Raw genomic sequence first — 22,591 nt, forward strand, 5'->3', positions numbered from 1 at the left:
GCCTGCCGTCCCCTCGAGCATGACGGCGTTACTTCTTCACCGCCAACCACTGATCGATAATGCTCTGATACTCACCGGTCGCCTTGGCCAGGTGCAGCCATTGATCCACATACAGCTTCCAGCTCAAATCATCACGCGGCAACATGTAGGCCTTCTCGCCGTACTGCATCGGTTTTTTCGGGTTGACCGCGCACAGCTTCGGATAGCGTTTTTGCTGATACAGCGCCTCGGAGGCATCGGTGATCATCACATCGGCTTTCTTATCGACCAACTGCTGGAAAATACCTACGTTATCATGGGTCAACGTCAGCTTTGCCTTGGGCAGATAGGCGTGCACAAAGGCTTCGTTGGTCCCGCCCGCCGGCTCAAGCAGGCGCACGGACGCTTTGTTGATCTGGTCGATGGTGCGGTATTTCTTCACGTCGGTGCAGCGTACTAACGGGATCTTGCCGTCGGTATCCAACTGATCGGCGAAGAACACCTGCCTTTGCCGTTGCAGCGTGACGGAGATGCCGCCCATGGCGATGTCGCATTTGCCCGCGACAAAGTCCGGCGTCAGGGTTTTCCAACTGGTTTTCACCCATTTCACCTTGGCGCCCAGGCTTTTTGCCAGTGATTCTGCCATCGCGATATCGATGCCTTCGTAGCTGCCGTCTTCTTTCAGGAAGGTATAGGGCTTGTAATCGCCGGTGGTACACACTTCCAGCGTGCCTTGTTGTATCACCTTATCCAAATGCGATTGAGCGCTGGCGCTCCCGGCGGCCACCAGCAGTGCGAGAGGGAGTATTCTTTTCATCGGTGTCCTTATTATACATTCGTGGTTTTATGCGCTATTTAACCGTTCATTGTTGCTGACTTGCGCGAGTTACCCACTTTTTATGCCATTAGCAGGCGGAAACGTTCGGCATTGCTGCTGCGCGCTTCACAACCTCTGTGGGGGAAGGGTATCCACAGTCAAAAAACTGATAGGCTGTAACGTCAACATTTATTAACACAGTTTACAGGTGGCTATGTACAACATTGACGATTTTGATATGAAAATCCTGACGCTGTTACAGGCCAATGGGCGGCTGACCAATCAGGAGCTGAGCGATCTGGTGGGGCTGTCCGCTTCCCAGTGTTCACGGCGGCGCATCAGCCTGGAGCAGGCGCAACTGATCCGCGGTTATCATGCGCGACTGGCACCGGAGGCCGTCGGTCTTGGGCTGGTGGGGCTGATAGAAGTGAGCCTGACTCACCATGCTCAGGAGCAGATCGACAGTTTCCACCAGATGCTGGAAGAAGTTGACGCCATTCTTGACGCCTACAAAACCACCGGCGATGCTGATTACTTGCTGAAGGTCGCCGTGGCAGACCTGCCGGCGCTGGACGATTTCATCAGCCAGACGCTGTCCCGCCACAAAAGCGTGGCGCATATCAAAACGGCGGTGGTGCTCAACCGAATCAAGGAAAATGGTTTGTTGCCGGTTGCGAGATAAAGCTCAAACCGAACGACCTTTTCCGTCTATATTAGGGACGTAAAGCTGTGCCTACTCACAATAATCCAGGAGAATAATCCGTGTTCCAGAATGTTGATGCCTACGCAGGTGACCCGATCCTGTCGCTGATGGAAAAATTCAAAAAAGACTCACGTGCGCACAAGGTTAACCTGAGTATCGGCCTTTACTATGATGAGCAGGGCATTATCCCGCAGATGAAGGCAGTGGCCGCAGCAGAAGCGCAGCTCAACAGCGTGGATCAGGGCGCTTCGGTGTACCTGCCGATGGAAGGCCTGCTGCCTTACCGCACGGCGATCCAACATTTGCTGTTCGGTACCGAGCACCCGATGCTGCAACAGGGGCGCATCGCCACCATTCAAACCGTGGGCGGTTCCGGTGCGCTGAAAGTCGGTGCCGATTTCCTGAAAAGTTACTTCCCGGATTCACAGGTGTGGGTCAGCGATCCGACCTGGGAAAACCACGTGGCCATCTTTGGTGGCGCCGGTTTCAAGGTGAATACCTATCCGTACTTCGACAGTGAAAGCCTGGGCGTGAAGTTTGACGCCATGCTGAGCGCGTTGAAACAGCTGCCGAAGCACAGCATCGCGCTGCTGCATCCGTGCTGTCATAACCCGACCGGTTCCGACCTCACCCATGCCCAGTGGGATGAAGTGGTTAAAGTGATCGCCGAACGCGAACTGATCCCGTTCCTCGATATCGCCTATCAGGGCTTTGGCGGCGGCATTGCCGACGACGCCTATGCTATCCGCACTATCGCCGCGGCCGGGTTGCCTTGCCTGGTGAGCAACTCGTTCTCGAAAATATTCTCGCTGTACGGCGAACGCGTCGGCGGCCTGTCGGTGGTGTGTGAAAGCGAAGAAGCGGCCGGACGTGTGCTGGGGCAGCTAAAGGCCACGGTACGTCGCAACTACTCCAGCCCGCCGAACTTCGGTGCGCAGGTAGTGGCGAAGGTGCTGAACGACACCCAACTGAAAGCCCAGTGGCTGGCGGAAGTGGAAACCATGCGTACCCGTATCCTCGAGATGCGTAAAACGCTGGTGGAAGCGCTGAAAATCGCATTGCCGCAGCGTAACTTCGATTATCTGCTGGCACAGCGCGGCATGTTCAGCTACACCGGCTTCAGCGCCGCCCAGGTCGATCGCCTGCGTGACGAGTTCGGTGTGTACCTGATCCACAGCGGGCGCGTTTGCATGGCCGGCCTGAATCACCACAATGTGCATCAGGTGGCCGAGGCGTTTGCTGCGGTGCAGTAAAAACTGTTAGGGTAAAGTGACGTTAGCCAGGGAGCGATAGCGATATCGCTCCTTTTTTGTTGTCGGTTTGCCGCCAAAGTTGCCGCAAACTGGATAGAGAATATACTGATTGAGGGGCGCTCACTTATGTGGCATCAGCAAACGCTAATCCTCAGCGCAAAAGCGCGTGGTTTTCATCTGGTTACCGAAGAGATTACCGACCAGCTAACTCACTTGCACCGCCTGCAAACTGGCCTGCTGCATCTGTTATTGCAGCATACCTCGGCCTCGCTGACGCTGAACGAGAACTGCGATCCTACGGTGCGAGCCGACATGGAGCAGCATTTCCTGCGTCAGGTGCCAGAGAACGCACCCTATCAGCATGACTATGAAGGGCCGGACGACATGCCGGCGCACATCAAATCCTCTCTGTTGGGCACGTCTGTGACGCTGCCTGTCGGGCACGGGCGGCTGATGCTGGGCACATGGCAGGGAATTTGGCTGGGGGAGCACCGCATCCACGGCGGTTCACGCCGGGTTGTGGCCACTTTACAGGGGGAATAACCCAATGAATAACACAGCACTGCTGGAATACTGCATGGCGAAGCCGGGCGCGGAACAGAGCGACCAGAACCAGTGGCAGGCCAGCCAGATCAAGGTCGGCGACGTGATGTTCGCCATGGTATGCGAGGTCCAGGGGCGGCCTGCATTGGCGGTAAAATCCAGCCCGGAACTGGCGGAGAGCCTGCGTGAGCACCACCCGGAAATCGTCCCCTGTGCGGGCCTGAACAAGGCGCACTGGAACACGGTGTTCCTCGACGGCAATTTGCCGAACTCACAGTTTTACACTTTGATCGACAGCTCCTATCAGCTGGTGCTGGAAGGGTTACCCGACCATGTGCGGCAGGAGCTGCGCGCTTAGCCATAGAGGCAGGTGTATCGCCTGCCTGAGTCCTAAGTTTACTCCCCCCTCTTTTCCCGTCAAATTGTGATCGTGATTCGATAATGGGAACGTTCCCGTTTCATTGTCGGCCAGGAAAGACTAGGCTTTTTAATCAATAAGCCGCAAGACTAAAGGATGCCGCGACATGGCGATGAGTGAAGAAAAACGCAAGATGATTGCCGGTGAATTGTATGACGCCGGTGATGAACTGCTGCGTAGCGAGCGCAAGCATGCACGTCAGTTAGTGCACCATTACAACCATTCGTCACCGGATGAGGGCGACCTGCGTAAACAGTGGCTGGCTGAGCTACTGGGACAGTATCAGGGGGGGACGATCGAGCCGACGTTTCGTTGTGATTACGGCTACAACATCTTTCTGGGGAAGAATTTTTACGCCAATTTTGACTGCGTGATCCTCGACGTGTGCGAAGTGCATATCGGTGATAACTGCATGTTGGCGCCTGGGGTACATATCTACACCGCCACTCATCCGCTGGATGCGGAAACCCGTGTTGGCGGGGCAGAGTTCGGCAAGCCGGTGCGCATTGGCAATAATGTATGGATTGGCGGCCGTGCGGTGATTAACCCGGGCGTCACGCTGGGGGATAACGTAGTCGTGGCTTCCGGTGCGGTAGTGACCAAAGACGTACCGGCCAACTGCGTGGTCGGCGGCAACCCGGCACGGGTGATAAAGCAGCTGTAATAAAAATCGGGCGCCGCGGTGGGCGCCCGAGGGACTTAGGCTCGCAGCGAGTCGATATCCACCACGAAACGGTATTTCACGTCGCTTTTCAGCATCCGCTCATAGGCTTCATTGATTTGCTGCATCGGGATCAGTTCGATATCCGAGGTAATGCCGTGCTGACCGCAGAAATCCAGCATCTCCTGGGTTTCTGCAATGCCGCCGATCAGCGAACCGGCGATGCGGCGGCGTTTCATGATCAGGTTGAACACCTGCGGTGACGGATGGTCGTGTTCCGGTGCGCCAACCAGCGTCAGGGTGCCGTCACGGTGCAGCAGGTTAAGGAACGGGTTCAGATCGTGCTGGGCCGCCACCGTGTTAAGAATAAAATCGAAACTGTTGGTGTGCTGCGCCATTTCTTCCGGATTACGTGAGATCACCACTTCGTGAGCGCCGAGGCGTTTGGCGTCTTCGACTTTGGACGCGGAGGTGGTGAACAGCACCACATGTGCCCCCATCGCCCGGGCCAATTTGACGCCCATATGCCCCAGCCCGCCGAGACCGACGATGCCCACCTTTTTACCCGGGCCGGCACCCCATTGGCGCAGCGGGGAATAGGTAGTGATGCCGGCGCACAGCAACGGCGCTACACCGGCAGGATCGAGGTTTTCCGGTACGCGCAGCACAAAGTCCTGATCCACGACCATAGCGGTGGAGTAGCCGCCGTAGGTGATGGCGCCGGTTTGCCGATCTTCACCGTTATAGGTGCCGGTAAAGCCGTTTTCACAGTATTGCTCCAGCCCCTCGTCGCAGCTTGGGCAATGGCGGCAGGAGTCCACCATACAGCCCACGCCGACCAAATCGCCGACCTGATAGCGTGAAACGTGGTTGCCGACGGCGCTCACGCGGCCAACAATCTCGTGGCCTGGTACCACCGGGAAAAGGGTGTTGTTCCATTCGTTGCGGGCCTGATGCAAATCAGAATGGCAGACGCCACAGAACAGAACGTTGATTTGCACATCGTGGTCGCGCAGGGCGCGCGGTGTGTAATCAAAAGGAACTAGCGCTGACTTGGCGTCATGCGCGGCATAGGCGTGCGTAATGTTCATGGTAACTCCAGTCATCAATGAGTGGGGGGAACGGCTTCCGGCAGCGGGGTGCCGGTGGACGTGGCCTGAATACGGCAAAGGACCACAGAGGGAACATTGATGATAAAAGCTGGGGGCGGGGAGGGAAATGCCTGAAAATGTCTAAATCTTGCCTGTTTCTGTTCAATTTGACCGAAACGGATAAGAGAGCGGGCCGCTACAGGAACGGCCCGCCGGGCAGGGGTTATTTCTTCTTCAGTAACGGCTTGAGGAAGCGCGCGGTATGCGAAGCCTCGCAGTTGGCCACGGTTTCCGGCGTACCGGCAACCAGGATCTCACCGCCGCCGCTGCCGCCTTCCGGCCCCAGGTCGACAATCCAGTCAGCGGTTTTCACCACGTCCAGGTTGTGCTCAATCACCACGATGGTATTGCCCTGATCGCGCAGTTGATGCAGCACCGCCAGCAGTTGCTGGATATCGGCGAAGTGCAGACCGGTGGTCGGTTCATCCAGGATATACAGCGTCTGGCCAGTACCGCGTTTCGACAGCTCGCGAGCCAGCTTGACGCGTTGCGCCTCACCGCCGGACAGCGTGGTCGCCGACTGACCGAGACGGATGTACGACAGGCCGACTTCCATCAGGGTTTGCAGCTTGCGCGCCAATGCCGGGACCGCGTCGAAGAAATCACGAGCCTCTTCGATGGTCATTTCCAGCACTTCGTGAATGCTTTTGCCTTTGTACTTCACTTCCAGCGTTTCACGGTTATAGCGTTTGCCTTTGCAGTGATCGCACGGCACATAGATATCCGGCAGGAAGTGCATTTCCACCTTGATCACACCGTCACCCTGGCAGGCTTCGCAACGACCGCCCTTCACGTTAAAGCTGAAACGGCCCGGATTGTAGCCACGGCTGCGCGATTCCGGCACGCCGGCGAACAGTTCGCGCACCGGGGTGAAGATACCGGTGTAGGTCGCCGGGTTGGAACGCGGAGTACGACCGATCGGGCTTTGATCGATGTCGATCACCTTGTCGAAATGCTCCAGACCGGTCACTTCGCGGAACGGCGCCGGTTCGGCAATAGTGGCACCGTTGAGCTGGCGCTGGGCGATCGGGAACAGCGTGTCGTTGATCAGCGTGGATTTACCCGAACCGGATACCCCGGTAATGCAGGTAAACAGCCCCACCGGCAGCGTCAGCGTCACGTCTTTCAGGTTGTTGCCACGCGCACCGCTCAGTTTCAGCACCTTGGTCGGGTCGGCCGGCACGCGCTGCTCAGGAATGGCAATCTCGCGTTTGCCGCTGAGGAACTGGCCGGTCAATGACTCCGGCTGCGCCATAATGTCTTCGACGGTGCCTTCCGCCACCACCTGGCCGCCGTGCACGCCGGCCCCAGGGCCGATGTCGATCACATGGTCGGCGGCGCGGATGGCGTCTTCGTCATGCTCGACCACGATCACGGTATTGCCGAGGTTACGCAGGTGGATCAGGGTTTCCAACAGACGCTCGTTGTCGCGCTGATGCAGGCCGATTGACGGCTCATCCAGCACGTACATCACGCCCACCAGACCGGCACCAATTTGGCTAGCCAAACGGATACGCTGCGCCTCACCGCCGGACAGGGTTTCCGCCGAGCGTGACAGCGACAGGTAGTTCAGGCCAACGTTGACCAGGAACTTCAGGCGATCGCCAATCTCTTTCAGCACTTTCTCGGCGATTTGGGCACGCTGGCCGCTGAGCTTCATGTTCTGGAAGAAGGTCATCGCGTGGCCGATGCTCAGATCGGAAATTTCCGGCAGCGTGGTGTCTTCAACGAACACGTTACGCGCTTCCTCGCGCAGGCGGGTGCCGTGGCACGAGGCGCAAGGACGGTTGCTGATAAACTTCGCCAGCTCTTCCCGCACCGCGCTGGATTCGGTTTCTTTATAGCGGCGCTCCATGTTGTGCAGCACGCCTTCGAACGGATGGCGGCGCACGGTGGTGTCACCGCGATCGTTGATGTATTTGAATTCGATAGACTCTTTGCCGGAGCCGCTGAGCACCGCTTTTTGCACGTTGGCGTCCAGGCTGTTGAAGGGGGCTTCAACGTCAAACGCATAATGCTCTGCCAGCGAACGCAGCATTTGGAAATAATAGAAGTTGCGACGATCCCAACCGCGGATTGCGCCACCGGCCAGTGAAAGCTCGGGGTTCTGCACCACACGTTCCGGATCGAAGAATTGTTGCACGCCCAAACCGTCGCAGGTCGGGCAGGCGCCGGCCGGGTTGTTGAACGAGAACAGGCGTGGTTCCAGTTCGCGCATGCTGTAGCCGCAGATTGGACAGGCGAAGTTGGCGGAGAACAGCAGCTCATCTGCTTTTTCGTCGTCCATATCGGCCACAACGGCGGTACCGCCGGACAACTCCAGCGCAGTCTCGAAGGATTCTGCCAGGCGCTGCGACAGATCTTCGCGAACTTTAAAACGATCGACCACCACTTCGATGGTGTGCTTCTTCTGCAATTCCAGCTTCGGCGGATCGGAAAGATCGCACACTTCGCCGTCGATACGCGCACGGATATAGCCCTGACTCGCCAGGTTTTCCAGCGTTTTGGTGTGCTCGCCCTTGCGGTCTTTCACCACCGGTGCCAGCAGCATCAGGCGTTTGCCTTCCGGCTGGCTGAGCACGTTGTCCACCATCTGGCTGACGGTCTGCGCCGCCAGTTCGACATGGTGCTCCGGGCAGCGCGGTTCGCCGACGCGGGCAAACAGCAGGCGCAGGTAATCGTGGATCTCGGTGATGGTGCCGACCGTGGATCGCGGGTTATGCGAGGTCGATTTCTGCTCGATGGAGATCGCCGGTGACAGACCTTCAATGTGGTCGACGTCCGGTTTTTCCATCAGCGAAAGGAACTGGCGTGCATAGGCGGAGAGCGATTCGACGTAGCGACGCTGCCCTTCGGCATACAGGGTATCAAAGGCCAGTGAGGACTTGCCTGAACCGGACAGACCGGTGACGACAATCAGCTTGTCACGCGGGATAATCAGGTTGATGTTTTTGAGATTATGGGTTCGAGCACCACGAACTTCGATATTGTCCATTTACACTTCCCGTCTTGATGATACACCGCGCCTGTCTGGGTGATTTACGCACGATTATGTGATCGAACGCGCAAAAAACCGGCACAGCCAGTACGAAACGCATAATTATGACACAAAAAAACCTGAATGAATATCCAGTACACGAATGCAATCAGGTCGATCGAAAGGACTATTCTGGAATACAATACGCAGTAATCAACACGGGTGTCGTTTCGGGCTCAGCGTGTTAAACTTACTCGTTTATACTGTGTAAAAATCAATCATCAGGAGAGTTCTCATGGCCAGCAGAGGCGTAAACAAAGTAATTCTGGTCGGGAATCTGGGCCAAGACCCAGAAGTCCGTTACATGCCGAATGGCGGTGCAGTGGCCAACATTACCCTGGCAACCTCCGAAAGCTGGCGTGACAAGGCGACTGGCGAGCAGAAAGAAAAGACCGAGTGGCACCGCGTTGTGCTGTTCGGCAAGCTGGCTGAAGTGGCGGGCGAATATCTGCGTAAAGGTTCCCAGGTGTACATCGAGGGCGCTCTGCAGACCCGCAAATGGACCGATCAGGCTGGCGTAGAAAAATACACCACTGAAGTGGTGGTTAACGTTGGTGGCACCATGCAAATGCTGGGCGGCCGTCAAGGCGGCGGCGCACCTGCAGGCGGTGGCCAGGCTTCCGGCGGCCAGGGCGGTTGGGGTCAACCTCAGCAGCCACAAGGCGGCAACCAGTTCAGCGGTGGCCAGCAGCAGGCTCGCCCAGCGCAGAACAGCGCACCGGCTGCCAGCAGCAACGAACCGCCAATGGATTTCGACGACGATATTCCTTTCTGATATCAGGTTGTCTGAAACCAATAAAAAGCCCCGAAAGGGGCTTTTAGTTTGATGATAAAGTTGTCTTTGAACCCGAGATACCCGGGCCTAGCGCACCGAGGGGCGCTCCGGCGGACAAGCCGCTACGACCCCTTCGGCACGCTCTCCCTAATAACGGGCTTTGTCAGCAGTCTGAAGCCCCGAAAGGGGCTTCTAGTTTGATGATGACCCGTCCTAAATAGCGTTGACACGGTTTCGCTGGCCAGCGCCGGAGCGGTACTCATCCACGCCCAGATCATCACAATGGACTGTACCCAAAAGTTGGTCATGCAACCGAGTGAGATGCAGACCCTATTTGGGCTTTCTTATTGGTGTTTTCTGGGGGGCTGTTGGCAGTGATGAAAGGGTTTGTCAGCAGTTAAGTGCCATTGCGATAAAATTGCGAGCCAGTGCAAATACCTGCCGGCGATTTTTCTCCAGCACCATCATGTGTGTGGCCTCACCAATTTCTACCCAGCGCTTCCAGGGCGCCCCAGTAACGCGCAGGTACCAGTTCAGGGCGGCATTAACAGGGACATCCTGATCCCATTCGCCGTGCAAGAGAAGCACAGGGACCCGGATATCTGCCGGATCGTAAACCGGAACATGTTTTGACCAATAGGTCCTGGAATCCTGAATCGGACCCGTGCTTGCACGAATTTTTCGTTGCGCCTTTAACTGTAAATCAGGCTCGTCAGAAAGCGTTTGTGTGGCCCACTGGCTGAATCCTCCGGGGGGGATTAAGTCATTTTTTTTATCTTCAGGCACCCCTCTGAGCCAGCGGGCTTCGATGGAATCGATGTCAATCTCCCGCCATGCCCCAATCTCACCGCCAGGGTCGATAGCAGGCTTGCCTTCCTGAAGCCATTGCGGGGCGATCAGCGTCAGACGACGCACTTTATCGGCATTAAGCGTGGTGTAGAGTGCTGATACCGTTCCACCCCAAGACATACCAATGATATTAAGCTGCGTGAGATTTTGTCGCTTCAGAATGAAATCAACGGCGCTCCCCAGGTCGCCTGCCGCTACAGCCGCGCAGCCGGAAGGTGGGTTTTCAAGAGCGGGTGCATTAAATGAGGCCATCCTGGAGGAACCCCCGTATCCGCGCACATCAACGGCCCAGACGTCCATATCGGCTGCGGCGAGGTAATCCAGAAAGGATCCGTCCTCAATCTGCGTGTCAAACAGGCTTCCTGATGAATAGGTCGCACCGTGCATCAGGAGCACTGTATGCGCTGCGTCGAATACGGTTTTCTCAGCTGGTCGCCGATGACGCAGCCACAATTTAATGCCTGCGGTATCCGAGTCGATAGCAAATGTCTCGCTGAATAACTGCGTTGAATATGACATGTTGTTCTCCGGTTATGCGTGCTGCCAGTTCAATTGACCTTCCAGGGAGATAACCTTTCCGACCGAGCTGTCCGGAAAGTGCGTGGTGAAAACCAGCGCGCCGGTCTCTGCGGCATAATTCAGCATATCCATACGGGATTGCTGCGCGGCGTCGGGAGATTCGCAGTAGCAGCTGTTCCACTGCGGCAGAGAAACCTGTAACGGACTATGCGCAATATCTCCCCAGAACAGTGCCGTTTGTCCTGCATGAGACAGACTAAAGGCGAGATGATCCACACTGTGCCCCGGAGTTCTGTGAATGTGCAGGCCGGGGAAAACCTCTGTCGCATGATTATCTATAAATACAGCCTGCCCTGACGCGACGACCGGGAGAACACTGTCCTCCAGCGCACCCATGCTCGGCTGCATGACATTTGCCGGGTTCTTATAAAATGTGTACTCCTTGGCCGAGAAGTAGTAACGGGCATTAGGGAATGTAGGTATCCACTCGCCATCAGAATAAATTGTGTTCCAGCCAACATGATCAACATGAAGATGCGTTAATACCACCGCATCTACCTGCTCAGGCGTAATGCCTGCACTTCTCAGCGCATGTAGCCAGCCACTTTTCATCTGATGAAATTTAGGGTTGCCCGGACGGTTTTTATCATTACCGGAAGCGGTATCAATAATGATGACCTTGCCCTCTCTTTCAATAAGCCAACTGTGCGTGCTGAGCGCCAGCGTTTCAGCCTGAATGTCTATGTCGTCCGGCTCAAGGCGTTCAGCAACGGGTAATGCCGTCTGCCGATCCCATTGCGGAAACAGGGACGATGCGGGAATACCGCTGCTTTGTTGCTCTGGAATTTTGGTGATTTTTGCACCGGCCACTTGCCAGACTAAAAGATTATTCATATACCATCCCCTTTGATTACTTGCTGTCGATAGGTGCATCTTCGTCATTTGACGCTTGATGAACAATCGGGCATCAGACAAACTTAAGTTGCAGATCCAGCAACAATGGGATTGAGATGGATAAATTTTCTGCAATACGCAGCTTCATACAGGTAGTCGAAACTGGCGCCTTCACGCGCGCGGCGGAAAGCCTCGGGTTGCCAAAATCAACGGTAACGCGGCAGATTCAGGCGCTGGAGAACGAACTGGGCGTAAAACTACTCTATCGTTCATCGCGCAGGCTTAGCCTGACGGAACAAGGAGAAGTGTATTACAAAGGGGCTCATGCCTTGCTGATGCAGGCCGAACGGCTTGATAACAGCGTATCCGCAACGGGGGCAACATGGCGCGGGCAGCTCAGGGTCGAGATGCCCGGGGCGCTGGCATACTGCCTGCTCATTCCTCGCCTGGCTGATTTTATGAACCGCTATCCGGACCTGCAAATCATCACCAGCGTTGGTAACCGCACCAGCAACCTCATCGAAAATCAGATTGATTGCGTGATCCGCATAGGTTCACTGCGAGATGACTCACTGATAGCACGGTCGCTCGGTACGTTGCCTATGGCTGTTTGCGCCGCACCAGGGTATCTGGAAAAGAATGGTAAACCTGAACATCCTGTTGAACTTTTGCAGTCTCACCTGATTCAGATCAGGTCACCACAGACCGGCAGAAATTTCGAACACCAACTGGTGAAAGATAACGAATCATTTGCCATCCAAGGTCCGTTTCAGATATCCGTGAATGACGCTTATGCGGCTCTGTGTGCGGCACGTGCGGGATTAGGCATTGTGACCACCTACGCTTTTCTGGTGAAAGAGGCGTTGAAAGCAGGCGAGCTTGTCAGCCTGTTTGATTCGTGGAAGGTCGATGAGTCACCTGTTCATATTGCATGGCCGGAAAATCGTCAGCTTGCGCCGCGTGTCAGGTTATTTGCCGACTGGGTGCGGAAACAATTTACGGATATAAGTTAGACGTGGCCTGCTCGGAAACAGGGGGAAACAAGGGATGGGATCCCCGCAGGGGCGCCCGGGTATCTCGAGAGCGTGCGTCATTTATTCTGGGTCGATGCTTAAAAGCGTAAATGCCATATGTCGATAAAATGAGAAAAAATCGACACGTATTGATAACGTGTCGATGGTATGGACATTGCAATTGCAGTAGATATTAAGCCGAAAAGCCGCCGTCGATGCTCAGGCTGGCACCGGTGATATACCCCGCCTCCGGGCCGGAGAGGTAAGCGACAAAGCTGGCGATCTCCTCATCTTTGCCGTAACGGCTGATGGCCATCATGGCTTTTAACTGTTCGGCGAAATCCCCGGTGGCCGGGTTCATATCGGTATCCACCGGGCCGGGTTGCACGTTATTGACGGTGATGCCCCGCGGGCCCAGATCGCGCGCCATGCCTTTGGTCAAACCGACCAGCGCGGATTTGCTCATCGCATACACTGCGCCACCGGCAAACGGCATACGTTCAGCGTTGGTGCTGCCAATATTGATGATGCGGCCGCCGTCATTCATATGGCGCGCCGCTTCCTGGCTGGCGACAAACACGCTGCGTACGTTGACCGCCAGCGTGCGGTCCAGATCCTCCAGCGGCAACTCTTCGGTGCTGCCCATCGCAAACACCCCGGCGTTGTTCACCAGAATATCCAGATTGCCAAAGCTGTTTACTGCCTGGCGCACTGCCTGCTGCACGGCCGTAGCATCGGCGCTGTCGGCCTTGATGGCGAGCGCTTTGCCGCCGGCAGCGGTGATTTCACTGACCACGGCATCGGCTTTGTCGGCAGAGGAGACGTAAGTGAAGGCCACTGCTGCACCTTCGCGTGCCAGGCGTTTGGCGATGGCGGCACCAATGCCGCGTGAACCGCCCTGAATGAATGCGACTTTGTTTTGCAGAGGGAATGTTGTTGTCATGATGCTTCTCCAGAGTAGGCTGAGGTTAAAAAATCCACCGGACCAGTATCTGGGAAACGCAGTGCGGCCACTAGCCACAAAAAGCTATAATCAGCTTAAACCACAGGTTTGAAATCGACAGGGGAAAACCATGCTCGGCTATCTGGAATGTTTTGTCAGCAGCGCAGAGAACGGCAGTTTTTCTGCTGCCGGGCGCAAGCTGGGCATCAGCTCTGCGGCGGTAGGAAAGAACGTTACCAGGCTGGAGACGCTAGTCGGCGTGCGGTTATTCCAGCGTAATACGCGCAAATTGACCCTGACCGAAGAAGGTGAACGTTTTTTGCAGGAGGTCAGCGGCGGTTTGCTGTCGATCCAGTGCGCATTAAAGGGGTTGAGCAGCAGCGGTGGCGTGGCGGCCGGCACGCTGAAGGTCAGTATGGGGACGGCATTTGGCCTGCATTTTGTTATGCCGATGTTGCCGGACTTTCTGGCGCGCTACCCGGCCATTGTCCCTGACTGGCATTTCGACAACCGCAAGGTGGACCTGATCGGTGAGCACTTTGATGCGGCGATGGGGGGCGGCATCGAACTGGCGCAGGGCATGATTGCGCGTGAACTGGCCCCGGCCCACGGTGTCCTGGTGGCTTCAACCGAGTATTTGCGGCGGCATCCTCCGATCCGGCAACCGGAACAGTTGGTGGATCACGCGGGCATTTTTATCCGCTCACCGCAAACCGGACGGATCCGTAATCTGCCGCTGCGCAATGCGGAGAATGAACAGCGAGCGCCGTCGATGGAAATCAAAATGACGGTGAATGAACCGGATGCCGCAGCGCTGGCGGCGGAAATGGGGCTGGGTATTGCACTGATCGCCATGCCGAACGCTTTGCCTTATTTGGAAAGCGGTCGGTTGGTACGGGTATTGTCGGGCTGGTATGTCGATCGCGGCAGCGTGCACCTGTATTTTCCTACCACCAAATTCCTGCCGACTAAAACCCGGGTGTTTGTCGATTACATGACTGAACAATTCCGCCTGCAGAAGCTGGCAACCAGGTTTGACGCCCGCTAGAAACAAGAAAAGCCCCTTGCGAGGCTTCTTTCTTCCATCAGTTTACTGTCTGACGATCAGTTAAAGATTTCTGCGGTGCCGTACAGTTTGTTCTGGCCACCGGCGGAGATGATGCGGTAAGAGCTGGCGCCTGATGCTGCGGCTTTGCTGGCCAGTTCATTTTCCAGCGCGCTCAGGTTAGATGCGCCGCTCACGGACACCACACCGATTTTCTGAGCACCGGCCACAGGCTGGTTAGCAGGTTGGTCAGCGGCAACGCTGGCGAAAGAAGCGGTAGTCAACAGCAGAGCAGTAGCAAAAATTTTGATGTTTTTCATGATTCAATCCTCAGGGTATTTATTAGGTGAGAGGCTGTTGTCTCTCGATGTGGTTAATATTAGACCGGTATGCCTAAAGAGAAAATCGGAGAGTTTTGAGCATCTCTGTCAAATTTATTGATTTAAATTTGAGCAACTGGCGTGCGGGAAAAATCGCCACTACCCTTTAATGAGGATCCGTAAAGGAGGCAGTGTGATGGCAATCGATACATTTATCGGTAGTTGGTCGCTGCAGTCTTCCGTGTTTAAAGACGAAGACGGCAAGATTAACTATCCGCTGGGTGAGCAAGTGCTGGGGCGTATCAATTATGAGACCAACGGCACCATGGCGGCGCAGCTTTACAGTGCTACGCGGCCGCGTTTTGTCGCTGATGATTTTTCCCAGGGAAACGAGCAGGAAATCCGCTCCGCCTTTATCAATATGATTTGCTATTTTGGCCGCTATCAGGTGGATGAGAGCGACCAGCGCATTGTCCATCAGGTCGAGGGCAGCTCGTTCCCCAACTGGATCGGCAGCCGTCAGGTTCGCTTCTACAGTTTTGCCGGCGACAGGCTCACCTTGCGTACCGTACCGCTGCAAATTGGCAACGGCGTGCAAATTGGCGAACTGGTGTGGCAACGCATTGGAGAAACCCCATGATTATCGTGCACCATCTGAATAACTCGCGCTCGCAGCGCATCCTGTGGTTTTTGGAAGAACTGGGGGTGCCGTACCAGGTACAACGCTACCAGCGCGATCCGCAAACCATGCTGGCGCCGCCGGAGTTGAAGAAGATCCATCCGCTCGGCAAGTCGCCGGTGATTGTCGATGGTGATCTGACGTTGGCGGAGTCCGGTGCCATTATTGAATACCTGCAGGAAGCTTACGATGCGCAGGGGCAGTTTATCCCCACCGATTACCACGCCCGCCAGCAGTATCGTTACTGGCTGCACTATGCCGAAGGATCGCTGATGCCGCTGCTGGTGATGAAACTGGTGTTTAGCCGACTGGGTCAACCGCCGATCCCCTGGCTGTTACGGCCGGTGGCCGGGGCCATTGGCAAAGGCGTGCAGCGGGAGTATCTGGACAAACAGATCGCCCCGCACTGTGACTATCTCGAGCAGCACCTGGGCAAAAGCACCTGGTTTGTCGGCAATGAATTCAGCGCGGCGGATATCCAGATGAGTTTCCCGTTAGAGGCGCTGGCGGCGCGTGGCGCACTGGACGGTTGTCCGAAACTGCGCAGCTATCTGCAGCGCATCCATACGCGTCCTGCCTACCAGCGGGCACTGGAGCAGGGTGGGCCTTATGACCTGCTGAAATGAGTGGGTGGGCTATACTCGATGAGGTCACTCTTCGTCGGAGGTAGCCCATGGCTACGCAAATTTTTGTTAACCTGCCGGTGGGCGATCTGCCCCTATCCATTGAGTTTTTCACCCGGCTGGGCTTCAGTTTTAATCAACAGTTCACCGATGACACCGCCGCCTGCATGGTGGTCAGCGACAGCATCTATGTGATGCTGCTGACCCACGACAAATTCAAAATGTTCACCCCGAACCCGATTGGCGACGCCAGGAAGGCGACCGAAGTGCTGATATGCCTGTCGCAGCCTAACCGGGCGGCGGTGGACGATCTGGTACGCAAGGCGATCGTCGCCGGCGGCAACACTTATAACCAGCCGCAAGATTACGGGTTTATGTACGGACACGGTTTCCAGGATTTGGACGGCCACATCTGGGAATTAATGTACATGGATGAAAAGGCGGTGCAGGCTCAGTAACCGTTTTGCCCTCCGAAAGGGGGGCGTTCCCATCGGATTTACCTATGAGACAAATACCGTATTTTCGATAATGATGGATCCCAGCGTTTTTCTGCATAAATTGCCGCGATCTCTGGTTGATCAGACGGTATAGAAGGCTGGATAATCGTTTGCCTTGAATAAACCACCATAAATTACCCGCACCACTCAATGAAAGTTAAACGTTTGCCTTTTATGCGACGCCAGTTTGCGGCGTGAGTCATGGGCAAAAAAGCAAACGTTACCCTAACGAACATGGGTGGGCGGAATAACAAGCCTCGTGAAACGGGCTGGCAATGAAACACAGGGGACAGCAACATGTCGAATTCTCAAGCGAATAACGCCGTTAAACCAAAAGGCGGGCTTGATGGTTATTTTAATATTTCTGCGCGTGGCAGCACCGTGCGTCAGGAAATGGTGGCGGGATTAACCACTTTCCTGGCAATGGTTTACTCGGTGATCGTGGTGCCGAGCATGCTGGGCAAAGCCGGCTTCCCACCCACGGCGGTATTTGTCGCGACCTGCCTGGTGGCCGGTTTAGGCTCGTTGCTGATGGGGTTGTGGGCTAATTTGCCGATGGCCATCGGCTGCGCGATTTCACTGACCGCCTTCACGGCATTCAGCCTGGTACTGGGCCAACACATCAGCATTCCGGTGGCGTTGGGTGCGGTATTCCTGATGGGCGTGCTCTTTACCATTATCTCGATAACCGGCATTCGCGCCTGGATCCTGCGCAACCTGCCGATGGGCGTGGCGCACGGTACCGGCATCGGTATCGGTCTGTTCCTGTTGCTGATCGCCGCTAACGGTGTCGGCCTGGTGGTGAAAAACCCGCTGGACGGCTTGCCGGTGGCGCTGGGGGCATTCACTTCGTTCCCGGTGGTGATGACCTTGCTCGGGCTGGCGGTGATTTTCGGGCTGGAAAAACTGCGCGTCCCCGGCGGTATTCTGCTGGTGATCATCACCATTTCGGTGGTGGGTCTGCTGTTTGATCCGGCGGTGAAATATCAAGGGTTATTCGCCATGCCAAGCCTGGCGGATGCCAACGGCCATTCGCTGATCTTCAGCCTGGATATCATGGGAGCATTGCAGCCAGTGGTATTGCCAAGCGTGCTGGCGCTGGTGATGACGGCAGTGTTTGACGCCACCGGGACTATCCGTGCGGTGGCCGGTCAGGCCAACCTGCTGGATAAAGACGGGCAAATCATCAACGGCGGCAAGGCGCTGACCTCGGACTCGCTGAGCAGCATTTTCTCTGGTCTGGTGGGCGCGGCTCCGGCGGCGGTATATATCGAATCTGCCGCGGGTACGGCCGCGGGCGGTAAAACCGGCCTGACTGCGACCGTGGTCGGTCTGTTGTTCCTGCTGATCCTGTTCCTGTCGCCACTGTCTTATTTGGTGCCGGTTTACGCGACCGCACCGGCGCTGATGTACGTCGGCCTGTTGATGCTGAGCAACGTCACCAAGTTGGACTTCAATGACTTTGTGGATGCCATGTCCGGCCTGCTGTGCGCGGTGTTTATCGTACTGACCTGCAATATCGTCACCGGTATCATGCTGGGCTTCAGCTCATTGGTGATTGGCCGTATTTTCTCCGGTGAATGGCGTCGGCTGAATATTGGCACCGTGCTGATCGCCGTGGCGCTGGTGGCATTCTATGCCGGCGGTTGGGCCATTTAATCGCTTGGTTATTTCCCCCCGTCGCTCCGGCGGGGGGATGTTTGCCCCCCACTGCTTATTCAGATAAGTCTCCTTCTGCCGATGCTGCATTTTGAAAGGCACAACAAGCTTTAACCGAGGTAAAAAAAGTGATCTACTATCGGGTATACATCAGAGATGTAGTCTGAACCCTAGAGTCTAAGGAAAGCATGGAAATCTTTTTTACAATCCTCATTTTAATCCTGGTGGTCTCCCTGTCCGGGGTGGTGACGCGCATGTTGCCGTTCCAGGTGCCGCTGCCGTTAATGCAAATCGGTATCGGTGCCCTGTTGGCCTGGCCGCATTTTGGGTTACACGTCGACTTTGATCCTGAACTGTTCCTGGTGCTGTTTATCCCGCCGTTGCTGTTTGCCGATGGCTGGAAAACCCCAACGCGTGAGTTCCTGCACCACGGCCGTGAAATTCTCGGCCTGGCGTTGGTATTGGTGCTGATCACCGTGGTCGGGGTCGGTTATCTGATTTACGCCATGGTACCGGGCATTCCTCTGGTGGCGGCGTTTGCGCTGGCAGCGGTGCTGTCGCCAACGGATGCCGTGGCCCTGTCCGGTATTGTCGGTAAAGGGCGTATTCCGAAGCCAATCATGGGCGTGCTGGAAGGCGAGGCGCTGATGAACGATGCGTCCGGCCTGGTCTCACTCAAATTCGCCATCGCGGTGGCAATGGGCACCATGGTGTTTACCGTGGGCGGCGCGACCCTCGAGTTTCTCAAGGTGGCGATCGGCGGCCTGTTGGCTGGCGTAGCGGTCACCTGGCTCTACAGTAAATCGTTGCGGATCATGAGCCGCTGGAGTGGTGATGACCCGGCGACGCAAATTGTGTTCCTGCTGCTGTTGCCGTTCGCTTCTTATCTGATTGCCGAACACATCGGTGTCTCCGGCATCCTGGCCGCGGTAGCCGCGGGGATGACCATCAGTCAGTCCGGCGTGATCCGTAACGCCCCGCTGGCGATGCGTCTGCGCGCCAACAGCGTCTGGGCGATGCTGGAGTTTGTGTTTAACGGCATGGTGTTCATCATGTTGGGCCTGCAGCTGCCGGGGATCCTGCAAACCTCCATCCTGCAGGCGGAGCTGGATCCGACCATTCAGACCTGGTACCTGTTTGCCGACGTCGGGATCATCTACGCGGCGTTATTGGTCCTGCGTTTTACCTGGCTGTGGCTGATGAAAAACGCCAGCCGTCGCTTTATGAAAAAGCGGCCGTTGCAGTTCGGCGATTACACCACCCGCGAACTCTGGGTCGCTTCGTTCGCCGGAGTGCGCGGGGCGATTACGCTGGCCGGTGTGCTGTCTATACCGCTGTTGCTCAGTGACGGTTCCGCCTTCCCGGCGCGTTACCAACTGGTGTTTATCGCCGCCGGGGTGATCCTGCTTTCGTTGATTGCCGGCGTACTGGCACTGCCGCTGTTGCTGCGCGGTGTTAAGGTGGCGGATAAGAGCGTCAGCAAGAGCGAAGAGCGGATGGCAATTGCCATGGCGGCCGAAGTGGCGATCGAAAGCATCAACAAAATGGAAGAACGGTTGGCGGTCGATACCGAGGAAAATATCGATCCGCAGGTGCTGAAAGAGATCAGTTCGCGGGTGGTGGGGACGCTGCGGCGGCGCATCACCACCAAGGACGATATCGAAAATGCGCTGATGCTGGAAAACCTCGAGCGACGTTTCCGTCTGACGGCACTGCGCGCTGAGCGCGGCGAGCTCTATCACCTGCGCGCCACGCAGAAAATCAGCAACGAGACGCTGCAAAAGCTGCTGCACGACCTCGATCTGCTGGAAGCGCTGTTGATAGAGCGCGAAGGATAATCCCCCAAGGGCCGCAGAAGCGGCCCTGAGACTGCTGACAAACATATAATGTTTGGCGGCAGGCGCAAAGGTTTTGAAAATAAATCAGGAAAATCAATTTATTGATTTTCGGCTGATAACTCAAAGGGGGAAAAACCACGCTTTTATCCCCCTTTGTCAATAATCTGAGGGCCGCAGAAGCGGCCCTTGTTATTTGTGGCTACCGGCCGTCGGCCAATAGTCGCGGCAGCAGGCAATCCAGGCCTGGGCGCTGTGCGACAGGTAGCTGCCCTGACGCCAGATCAACCCGACCTTCCATTCCATGCGTGGCTCCAGCGGCAGCCAGATCAGGTTTTCTTTATCCAGCCACTGGCAGACTGGCTCCGGCAGGGTAGCGATGCCAACCCCGGCCTGCACCATCGACGCCAAAAAATCCCATTGCCCGCTGCGCACCGCAATCTGCGGCTCAAAACCCGCCTGGCGGAAGGCTTTCATCAGCATTTTGTACAGCGCGAAGTCTTCGTTATAAAGCAGGATCGGCCAGTGGGCCAACTCGGCGATATTGATGCTGGTACGGTTAAGCCAGTGCGGCGTACGCGGCGTGACCACGCACATGGGGTGCCCGAGCAATGGCAGGAAGGTTAACGGCTGATCTGAATCGACCGGCAGTATGGTCATCGCCAGGTCCAGCTCGCCGGACATCACTGCCTGTTCGACCGAGAGCCCGCCCAACTCGGAAATTTTCAATTCAATGCCGGGATAGGCCTGGCGAAACTGACGGATCAAATCGGCAATTTGTCGGCCGACCATGGGCGGAATTCCCAACCGCAGCACGCCTTTTTTTACCGAGCTGATATCTTCCAGTTCGGCCTCCAACTGACGGAACTCATCGATGATCGCCAGCCCGCGCTGATATACCGCCTGCCCGCTGTCGGTCAGGTGCAGTTTTCGGCCTTCGCGGATCAGCAGCGTGCATTCCAGTTCTTCTTCCAAATGGCGCAGCATTTTGCTGATGGTCGGTTGGGTGACGAACAGTTTCTCCGCCGCGCGGGTAAAGCTCTGCTGGCGTACCACTTCCACGAAATAGCGCAGGGTGCGGACATCCACGTTGGATTCTCCTGGGGGAAATACCGTCGGGAAACTATTCCCTGATGGCATGATGTCGATAATTTTAATTCATTTCAGGCGAGGTTTCCTGGCTGCGTATACTGTAAACCGTGAATTTTTTGTTTAAGGCCTTCCTCCATGTTACTGGCGCTCCGCCAAGCTGCTCCCTCTTTGCTGACCCGGCTGCAGGTGCCGATCCAGGTTGCCTTGTACGCGGTGTTGTTTTTGATTGCCGATCGGCTGGTGCAGCAGTTCCATTTGCCGCTGCCTGCCAACATTGTCGGCATGCTGATGTTGTTGGCGCTGATCCTGCTGCGCATTTTGCCGCTGAACTGGGTCAAGGCCGGTTCGCGCTGGTTGCTGGCCGAGATGCTGCTGTTCTTTGTTCCGGCGGTGGTGGCGGTGGTGAACTATGCCCAATTGCTGATGGTGGAGGGGTGGAAGATTTTCCTGGTGATTGCGATCAGCACCATGCTGACGTTGGGCGCGACCGGATTGGTGGTCGATCGGGTTTATCGACTGGAAGTCTGGCTGCAACGGCGTAAACAGCGCGATGAATGATTTTATCCTGAGTATCCTCTGCTTTCTGGCGACCCTGGCGCTGTACTTCGCCAATAAAAAACTTTACCGACGCCGCCGTACTTTACTGCTGATGCCGTTGGTGCTGACGCCGATGATCCTGGTGTTGCTGCTGGTGGTGACCCATACCTCCTATCAGGATTACATCGGTGAAACGCACTGGTTGCTGTGGTTGCTGGGGCCGGCCACCATCGCCTTCGCGGTGCCGGTGTATGAGAATCTGCATATCATTCGCCGCCATTGGTTGTCGCTCAGCGCCGGGGTGTTGACGGCGGTGTGGGTGGCGGTTTACAGCTCTGTGTGGTTGGCACGGTTGCTGACGCTGCCGGAAGAAGTGCAGCGTAGTCTGGCGGTGCGATCCATCACCACGCCGTTTGCACTGGAGGCCGCCAAACAGATGGGCGGTCAGCCGGATCTGGTGGCGCTGTTCGTGGTGATCACCGGGGTGTTCGGTATGGCGGTAGGGGACATCCTGTTTCTACGGCTGGCGGTGCGCAGCAGCCTGGCGAAAGGCGCCGGGCTGGGGGCATCGTCGCACGGTGCCGGCACCGCCAAAGCTTATGAAATGGGGCAAGAGGAAGGCGTAGTCTCCAGCCTGGTGATGATGTTGGCGGGGATTATTACCGTGATTGCCGCACCGCTGATAGGACAACTGATGTGGTGAGCCTGCGGTTATAGCCTCAGAAGGAGGGCCATAACGCTATGGACCT

At 56.2% G+C, this 22,591-nt stretch carries 23 protein-coding genes; 15 read left to right on the forward strand and 8 right to left on the reverse strand.

Annotated features, from left to right (window positions below; all coding sequences use genetic code 11):
• Positions 1-28 precede the first annotated feature (28 nt).
• A complete protein-coding gene (locus ACGS9J_RS07710; protein WP_442230372.1) occupies positions 29-796 on the reverse strand; it encodes a transporter substrate-binding domain-containing protein in 768 nt (255 codons plus the stop codon).
• A 214-nt stretch (positions 797-1,010) separates the two neighbouring features.
• Between ACGS9J_RS07710 and ACGS9J_RS07715 the strand changes: the two genes are divergently transcribed.
• The 5 genes from ACGS9J_RS07715 to maa all read left to right on the forward strand — a co-directional run bounded on the left by ACGS9J_RS07715 (position 1,011) and on the right by maa (position 4,377).
• Positions 1,011-1,478: an Lrp/AsnC family transcriptional regulator gene (locus tag ACGS9J_RS07715; protein WP_012147140.1), complete on the forward strand. Its 468-nt coding sequence runs from the start codon at positions 1,011-1,013 to the stop codon at positions 1,476-1,478.
• Between the two features lie 80 nt (positions 1,479-1,558).
• Positions 1,559-2,752: an amino acid aminotransferase gene (locus tag ACGS9J_RS07720; protein ID WP_442230373.1), complete on the forward strand. Its 1,194-nt coding sequence runs from the start codon at positions 1,559-1,561 to the stop codon at positions 2,750-2,752.
• A gap of 126 nt (positions 2,753-2,878) precedes the next feature.
• Positions 2,879-3,295 carry a secondary thiamine-phosphate synthase enzyme YjbQ gene (locus tag ACGS9J_RS07725; protein WP_442230374.1) on the forward strand — a complete coding sequence of 139 codons (417 nt, stop codon included), beginning with the start codon at positions 2,879-2,881 and terminating at the stop codon, positions 3,293-3,295.
• A gap of 4 nt (positions 3,296-3,299) precedes the next feature.
• On the forward strand, positions 3,300-3,653 hold the full coding sequence (locus tag ACGS9J_RS07730) for an MmcQ/YjbR family DNA-binding protein (RefSeq protein ID WP_442230375.1): 354 nt from the start codon (positions 3,300-3,302) through the stop codon (positions 3,651-3,653).
• Between the two features lie 166 nt (positions 3,654-3,819).
• Positions 3,820-4,377 (forward strand): maltose O-acetyltransferase, encoded by a 558-nt coding sequence (gene maa / locus ACGS9J_RS07735; protein WP_442230376.1) that lies wholly within the window; start codon positions 3,820-3,822, stop codon positions 4,375-4,377.
• Between the two features lie 35 nt (positions 4,378-4,412).
• Here the strand turns inward: maa and ACGS9J_RS07740 are convergent, their stop codons facing one another.
• On the reverse strand, positions 4,413-5,465 hold the full coding sequence (locus ACGS9J_RS07740) for an NAD(P)-dependent alcohol dehydrogenase (RefSeq protein WP_442230377.1): 1,053 nt from the start codon (positions 5,463-5,465) through the stop codon (positions 4,413-4,415).
• 223 nt (positions 5,466-5,688) lie between these two features.
• A complete protein-coding gene (gene uvrA / locus ACGS9J_RS07745) occupies positions 5,689-8,520 on the reverse strand; it encodes an excinuclease ABC subunit UvrA (RefSeq protein WP_442230378.1) in 2,832 nt (943 codons plus the stop codon).
• 277 nt (positions 8,521-8,797) lie between these two features.
• Here uvrA and ssb1 point away from each other — a divergent pair, with 277 nt between their 5' ends.
• Positions 8,798-9,337, forward strand: coding sequence for a single-stranded DNA-binding protein SSB1 (ssb1, locus tag ACGS9J_RS07750; protein WP_442230379.1), 540 nt, complete (start codon positions 8,798-8,800; stop codon positions 9,335-9,337).
• 390 nt (positions 9,338-9,727) lie between these two features.
• Here the strand turns inward: ssb1 and ACGS9J_RS07755 are convergent, their stop codons facing one another.
• Both ACGS9J_RS07755 and ACGS9J_RS07760 read right to left on the reverse strand, forming a co-directional pair.
• Positions 9,728-10,705 (reverse strand): alpha/beta hydrolase, encoded by a 978-nt coding sequence (locus ACGS9J_RS07755; RefSeq protein WP_442230380.1) that lies wholly within the window; start codon positions 10,703-10,705, stop codon positions 9,728-9,730.
• 12 nt (positions 10,706-10,717) lie between these two features.
• Positions 10,718-11,599, reverse strand: coding sequence for an MBL fold metallo-hydrolase (locus tag ACGS9J_RS07760; RefSeq protein WP_442230381.1), 882 nt, complete (start codon positions 11,597-11,599; stop codon positions 10,718-10,720).
• A gap of 116 nt (positions 11,600-11,715) precedes the next feature.
• On the opposite strand from ACGS9J_RS07760, the gene ACGS9J_RS07765 reads away from it, so the two are divergent.
• Entirely contained in the window at positions 11,716-12,612 is an 897-nt protein-coding gene (locus ACGS9J_RS07765) for a LysR family transcriptional regulator (RefSeq protein WP_442230382.1), read from the forward strand.
• Between the two features lie 193 nt (positions 12,613-12,805).
• Here ACGS9J_RS07765 and ACGS9J_RS07770 read toward each other — a convergent pair whose 3' ends face one another.
• Positions 12,806-13,555, reverse strand: coding sequence for a 3-oxoacyl-ACP reductase family protein (locus tag ACGS9J_RS07770; RefSeq protein WP_442230383.1), 750 nt, complete (start codon positions 13,553-13,555; stop codon positions 12,806-12,808).
• A 130-nt stretch (positions 13,556-13,685) separates the two neighbouring features.
• Here ACGS9J_RS07770 and ACGS9J_RS07775 point away from each other — a divergent pair, with 130 nt between their 5' ends.
• A complete protein-coding gene (locus ACGS9J_RS07775; RefSeq protein WP_442230384.1) occupies positions 13,686-14,603 on the forward strand; it encodes a LysR family transcriptional regulator in 918 nt (305 codons plus the stop codon).
• A 56-nt stretch (positions 14,604-14,659) separates the two neighbouring features.
• Here ACGS9J_RS07775 and bhsA read toward each other — a convergent pair whose 3' ends face one another.
• Positions 14,660-14,920, reverse strand: a complete 261-nt coding sequence (gene bhsA / locus ACGS9J_RS07780; protein ID WP_442230385.1) for a multiple stress resistance protein BhsA — start codon at positions 14,918-14,920, stop codon at positions 14,660-14,662.
• 196 nt (positions 14,921-15,116) lie between these two features.
• Here bhsA and ACGS9J_RS07785 point away from each other — a divergent pair, with 196 nt between their 5' ends.
• From ACGS9J_RS07785 to ACGS9J_RS07805, 5 genes are all read left to right on the forward strand, one after another.
• Positions 15,117-15,560 carry a lipocalin-like domain-containing protein gene (locus ACGS9J_RS07785; protein WP_442230386.1) on the forward strand — a complete coding sequence of 148 codons (444 nt, stop codon included), beginning with the start codon at positions 15,117-15,119 and terminating at the stop codon, positions 15,558-15,560.
• Positions 15,557-16,225 (forward strand): glutathione S-transferase family protein, encoded by a 669-nt coding sequence (locus ACGS9J_RS07790; RefSeq protein ID WP_442230387.1) that lies wholly within the window; start codon positions 15,557-15,559, stop codon positions 16,223-16,225. The genes ACGS9J_RS07785 and ACGS9J_RS07790 overlap by 4 nt, the downstream gene beginning before the upstream one ends.
• 47 nt (positions 16,226-16,272) lie before the next feature.
• A complete protein-coding gene (locus ACGS9J_RS07795; RefSeq protein WP_442230388.1) occupies positions 16,273-16,680 on the forward strand; it encodes a VOC family protein in 408 nt (135 codons plus the stop codon).
• A gap of 336 nt (positions 16,681-17,016) precedes the next feature.
• Complete coding sequence (locus ACGS9J_RS07800) at positions 17,017-18,378, forward strand: NCS2 family permease (protein WP_442230389.1); 1,362 nt, start codon at positions 17,017-17,019, stop codon at positions 18,376-18,378.
• A 188-nt stretch (positions 18,379-18,566) separates the two neighbouring features.
• On the forward strand, positions 18,567-20,216 hold the full coding sequence (locus ACGS9J_RS07805) for a Na+/H+ antiporter (RefSeq protein WP_442230390.1): 1,650 nt from the start codon (positions 18,567-18,569) through the stop codon (positions 20,214-20,216).
• A gap of 189 nt (positions 20,217-20,405) precedes the next feature.
• On the opposite strand, the gene ACGS9J_RS07810 is transcribed toward ACGS9J_RS07805, so the two are convergent.
• Positions 20,406-21,302 carry a LysR substrate-binding domain-containing protein gene (locus ACGS9J_RS07810; protein ID WP_442230391.1) on the reverse strand — a complete coding sequence of 299 codons (897 nt, stop codon included), beginning with the start codon at positions 21,300-21,302 and terminating at the stop codon, positions 20,406-20,408.
• A gap of 138 nt (positions 21,303-21,440) precedes the next feature.
• Here ACGS9J_RS07810 and ACGS9J_RS07815 point away from each other — a divergent pair, with 138 nt between their 5' ends.
• Together ACGS9J_RS07815 and ACGS9J_RS07820 are read left to right on the forward strand one after the other, a co-directional pair.
• Positions 21,441-21,863 (forward strand): CidA/LrgA family protein, encoded by a 423-nt coding sequence (locus ACGS9J_RS07815; RefSeq protein ID WP_442230392.1) that lies wholly within the window; start codon positions 21,441-21,443, stop codon positions 21,861-21,863.
• Positions 21,856-22,545 carry an LrgB family protein gene (locus ACGS9J_RS07820; protein ID WP_442230393.1) on the forward strand — a complete coding sequence of 230 codons (690 nt, stop codon included), beginning with the start codon at positions 21,856-21,858 and terminating at the stop codon, positions 22,543-22,545. Before ACGS9J_RS07815 ends, ACGS9J_RS07820 begins: the two co-directional genes overlap by 8 nt.
• Positions 22,546-22,591 lie beyond the last annotated feature (46 nt).

Source organism: Serratia quinivorans, assembly GCF_052113645.1.
Lineage (GTDB): Bacteria > Pseudomonadota > Gammaproteobacteria > Enterobacterales > Enterobacteriaceae > Serratia > Serratia quinivorans_B.

What these genes read in the sequence shown, in the direction of transcription:
- ACGS9J_RS07710 (WP_442230372.1), bottom strand. Translation starts at nt 796, where the DNA reads ATGAAAAGAATACTCCCTCTCGCACTGCTGGTGGCCGCCGGGAGCGCC.
- ACGS9J_RS07755 (WP_442230380.1), bottom strand. Translation starts at nt 10,705, where the DNA reads ATGTCATATTCAACGCAGTTATTCAGCGAGACATTTGCTATCGACTCG.
- ACGS9J_RS07795 (WP_442230388.1), top strand. Translation starts at nt 16,273, where the DNA reads ATGGCTACGCAAATTTTTGTTAACCTGCCGGTGGGCGATCTGCCCCTA.
- uvrA (WP_442230378.1), bottom strand. Translation starts at nt 8,520, where the DNA reads ATGGACAATATCGAAGTTCGTGGTGCTCGAACCCATAATCTCAAAAAC.
- ACGS9J_RS07775 (WP_442230384.1), top strand. Translation starts at nt 13,686, where the DNA reads ATGCTCGGCTATCTGGAATGTTTTGTCAGCAGCGCAGAGAACGGCAGT.
- ACGS9J_RS07820 (WP_442230393.1), top strand. Translation starts at nt 21,856, where the DNA reads ATGAATGATTTTATCCTGAGTATCCTCTGCTTTCTGGCGACCCTGGCG.
- ACGS9J_RS07785 (WP_442230386.1), top strand. Translation starts at nt 15,117, where the DNA reads ATGGCAATCGATACATTTATCGGTAGTTGGTCGCTGCAGTCTTCCGTG.
- ACGS9J_RS07765 (WP_442230382.1), top strand. Translation starts at nt 11,716, where the DNA reads ATGGATAAATTTTCTGCAATACGCAGCTTCATACAGGTAGTCGAAACT.
- ACGS9J_RS07760 (WP_442230381.1), bottom strand. Translation starts at nt 11,599, where the DNA reads ATGAATAATCTTTTAGTCTGGCAAGTGGCCGGTGCAAAAATCACCAAA.
- ACGS9J_RS07770 (WP_442230383.1), bottom strand. Translation starts at nt 13,555, where the DNA reads ATGACAACAACATTCCCTCTGCAAAACAAAGTCGCATTCATTCAGGGC.
- ACGS9J_RS07730 (WP_442230375.1), top strand. Translation starts at nt 3,300, where the DNA reads ATGAATAACACAGCACTGCTGGAATACTGCATGGCGAAGCCGGGCGCG.
- ACGS9J_RS07725 (WP_442230374.1), top strand. Translation starts at nt 2,879, where the DNA reads ATGTGGCATCAGCAAACGCTAATCCTCAGCGCAAAAGCGCGTGGTTTT.
- ssb1 (WP_442230379.1), top strand. Translation starts at nt 8,798, where the DNA reads ATGGCCAGCAGAGGCGTAAACAAAGTAATTCTGGTCGGGAATCTGGGC.
- ACGS9J_RS07800 (WP_442230389.1), top strand. Translation starts at nt 17,017, where the DNA reads ATGTCGAATTCTCAAGCGAATAACGCCGTTAAACCAAAAGGCGGGCTT.
- ACGS9J_RS07740 (WP_442230377.1), bottom strand. Translation starts at nt 5,465, where the DNA reads ATGAACATTACGCACGCCTATGCCGCGCATGACGCCAAGTCAGCGCTA.
- ACGS9J_RS07790 (WP_442230387.1), top strand. Translation starts at nt 15,557, where the DNA reads ATGATTATCGTGCACCATCTGAATAACTCGCGCTCGCAGCGCATCCTG.
- ACGS9J_RS07815 (WP_442230392.1), top strand. Translation starts at nt 21,441, where the DNA reads ATGTTACTGGCGCTCCGCCAAGCTGCTCCCTCTTTGCTGACCCGGCTG.
- bhsA (WP_442230385.1), bottom strand. Translation starts at nt 14,920, where the DNA reads ATGAAAAACATCAAAATTTTTGCTACTGCTCTGCTGTTGACTACCGCT.
- maa (WP_442230376.1), top strand. Translation starts at nt 3,820, where the DNA reads ATGGCGATGAGTGAAGAAAAACGCAAGATGATTGCCGGTGAATTGTAT.
- ACGS9J_RS07715 (WP_012147140.1), top strand. Translation starts at nt 1,011, where the DNA reads ATGTACAACATTGACGATTTTGATATGAAAATCCTGACGCTGTTACAG.
- ACGS9J_RS07805 (WP_442230390.1), top strand. Translation starts at nt 18,567, where the DNA reads ATGGAAATCTTTTTTACAATCCTCATTTTAATCCTGGTGGTCTCCCTG.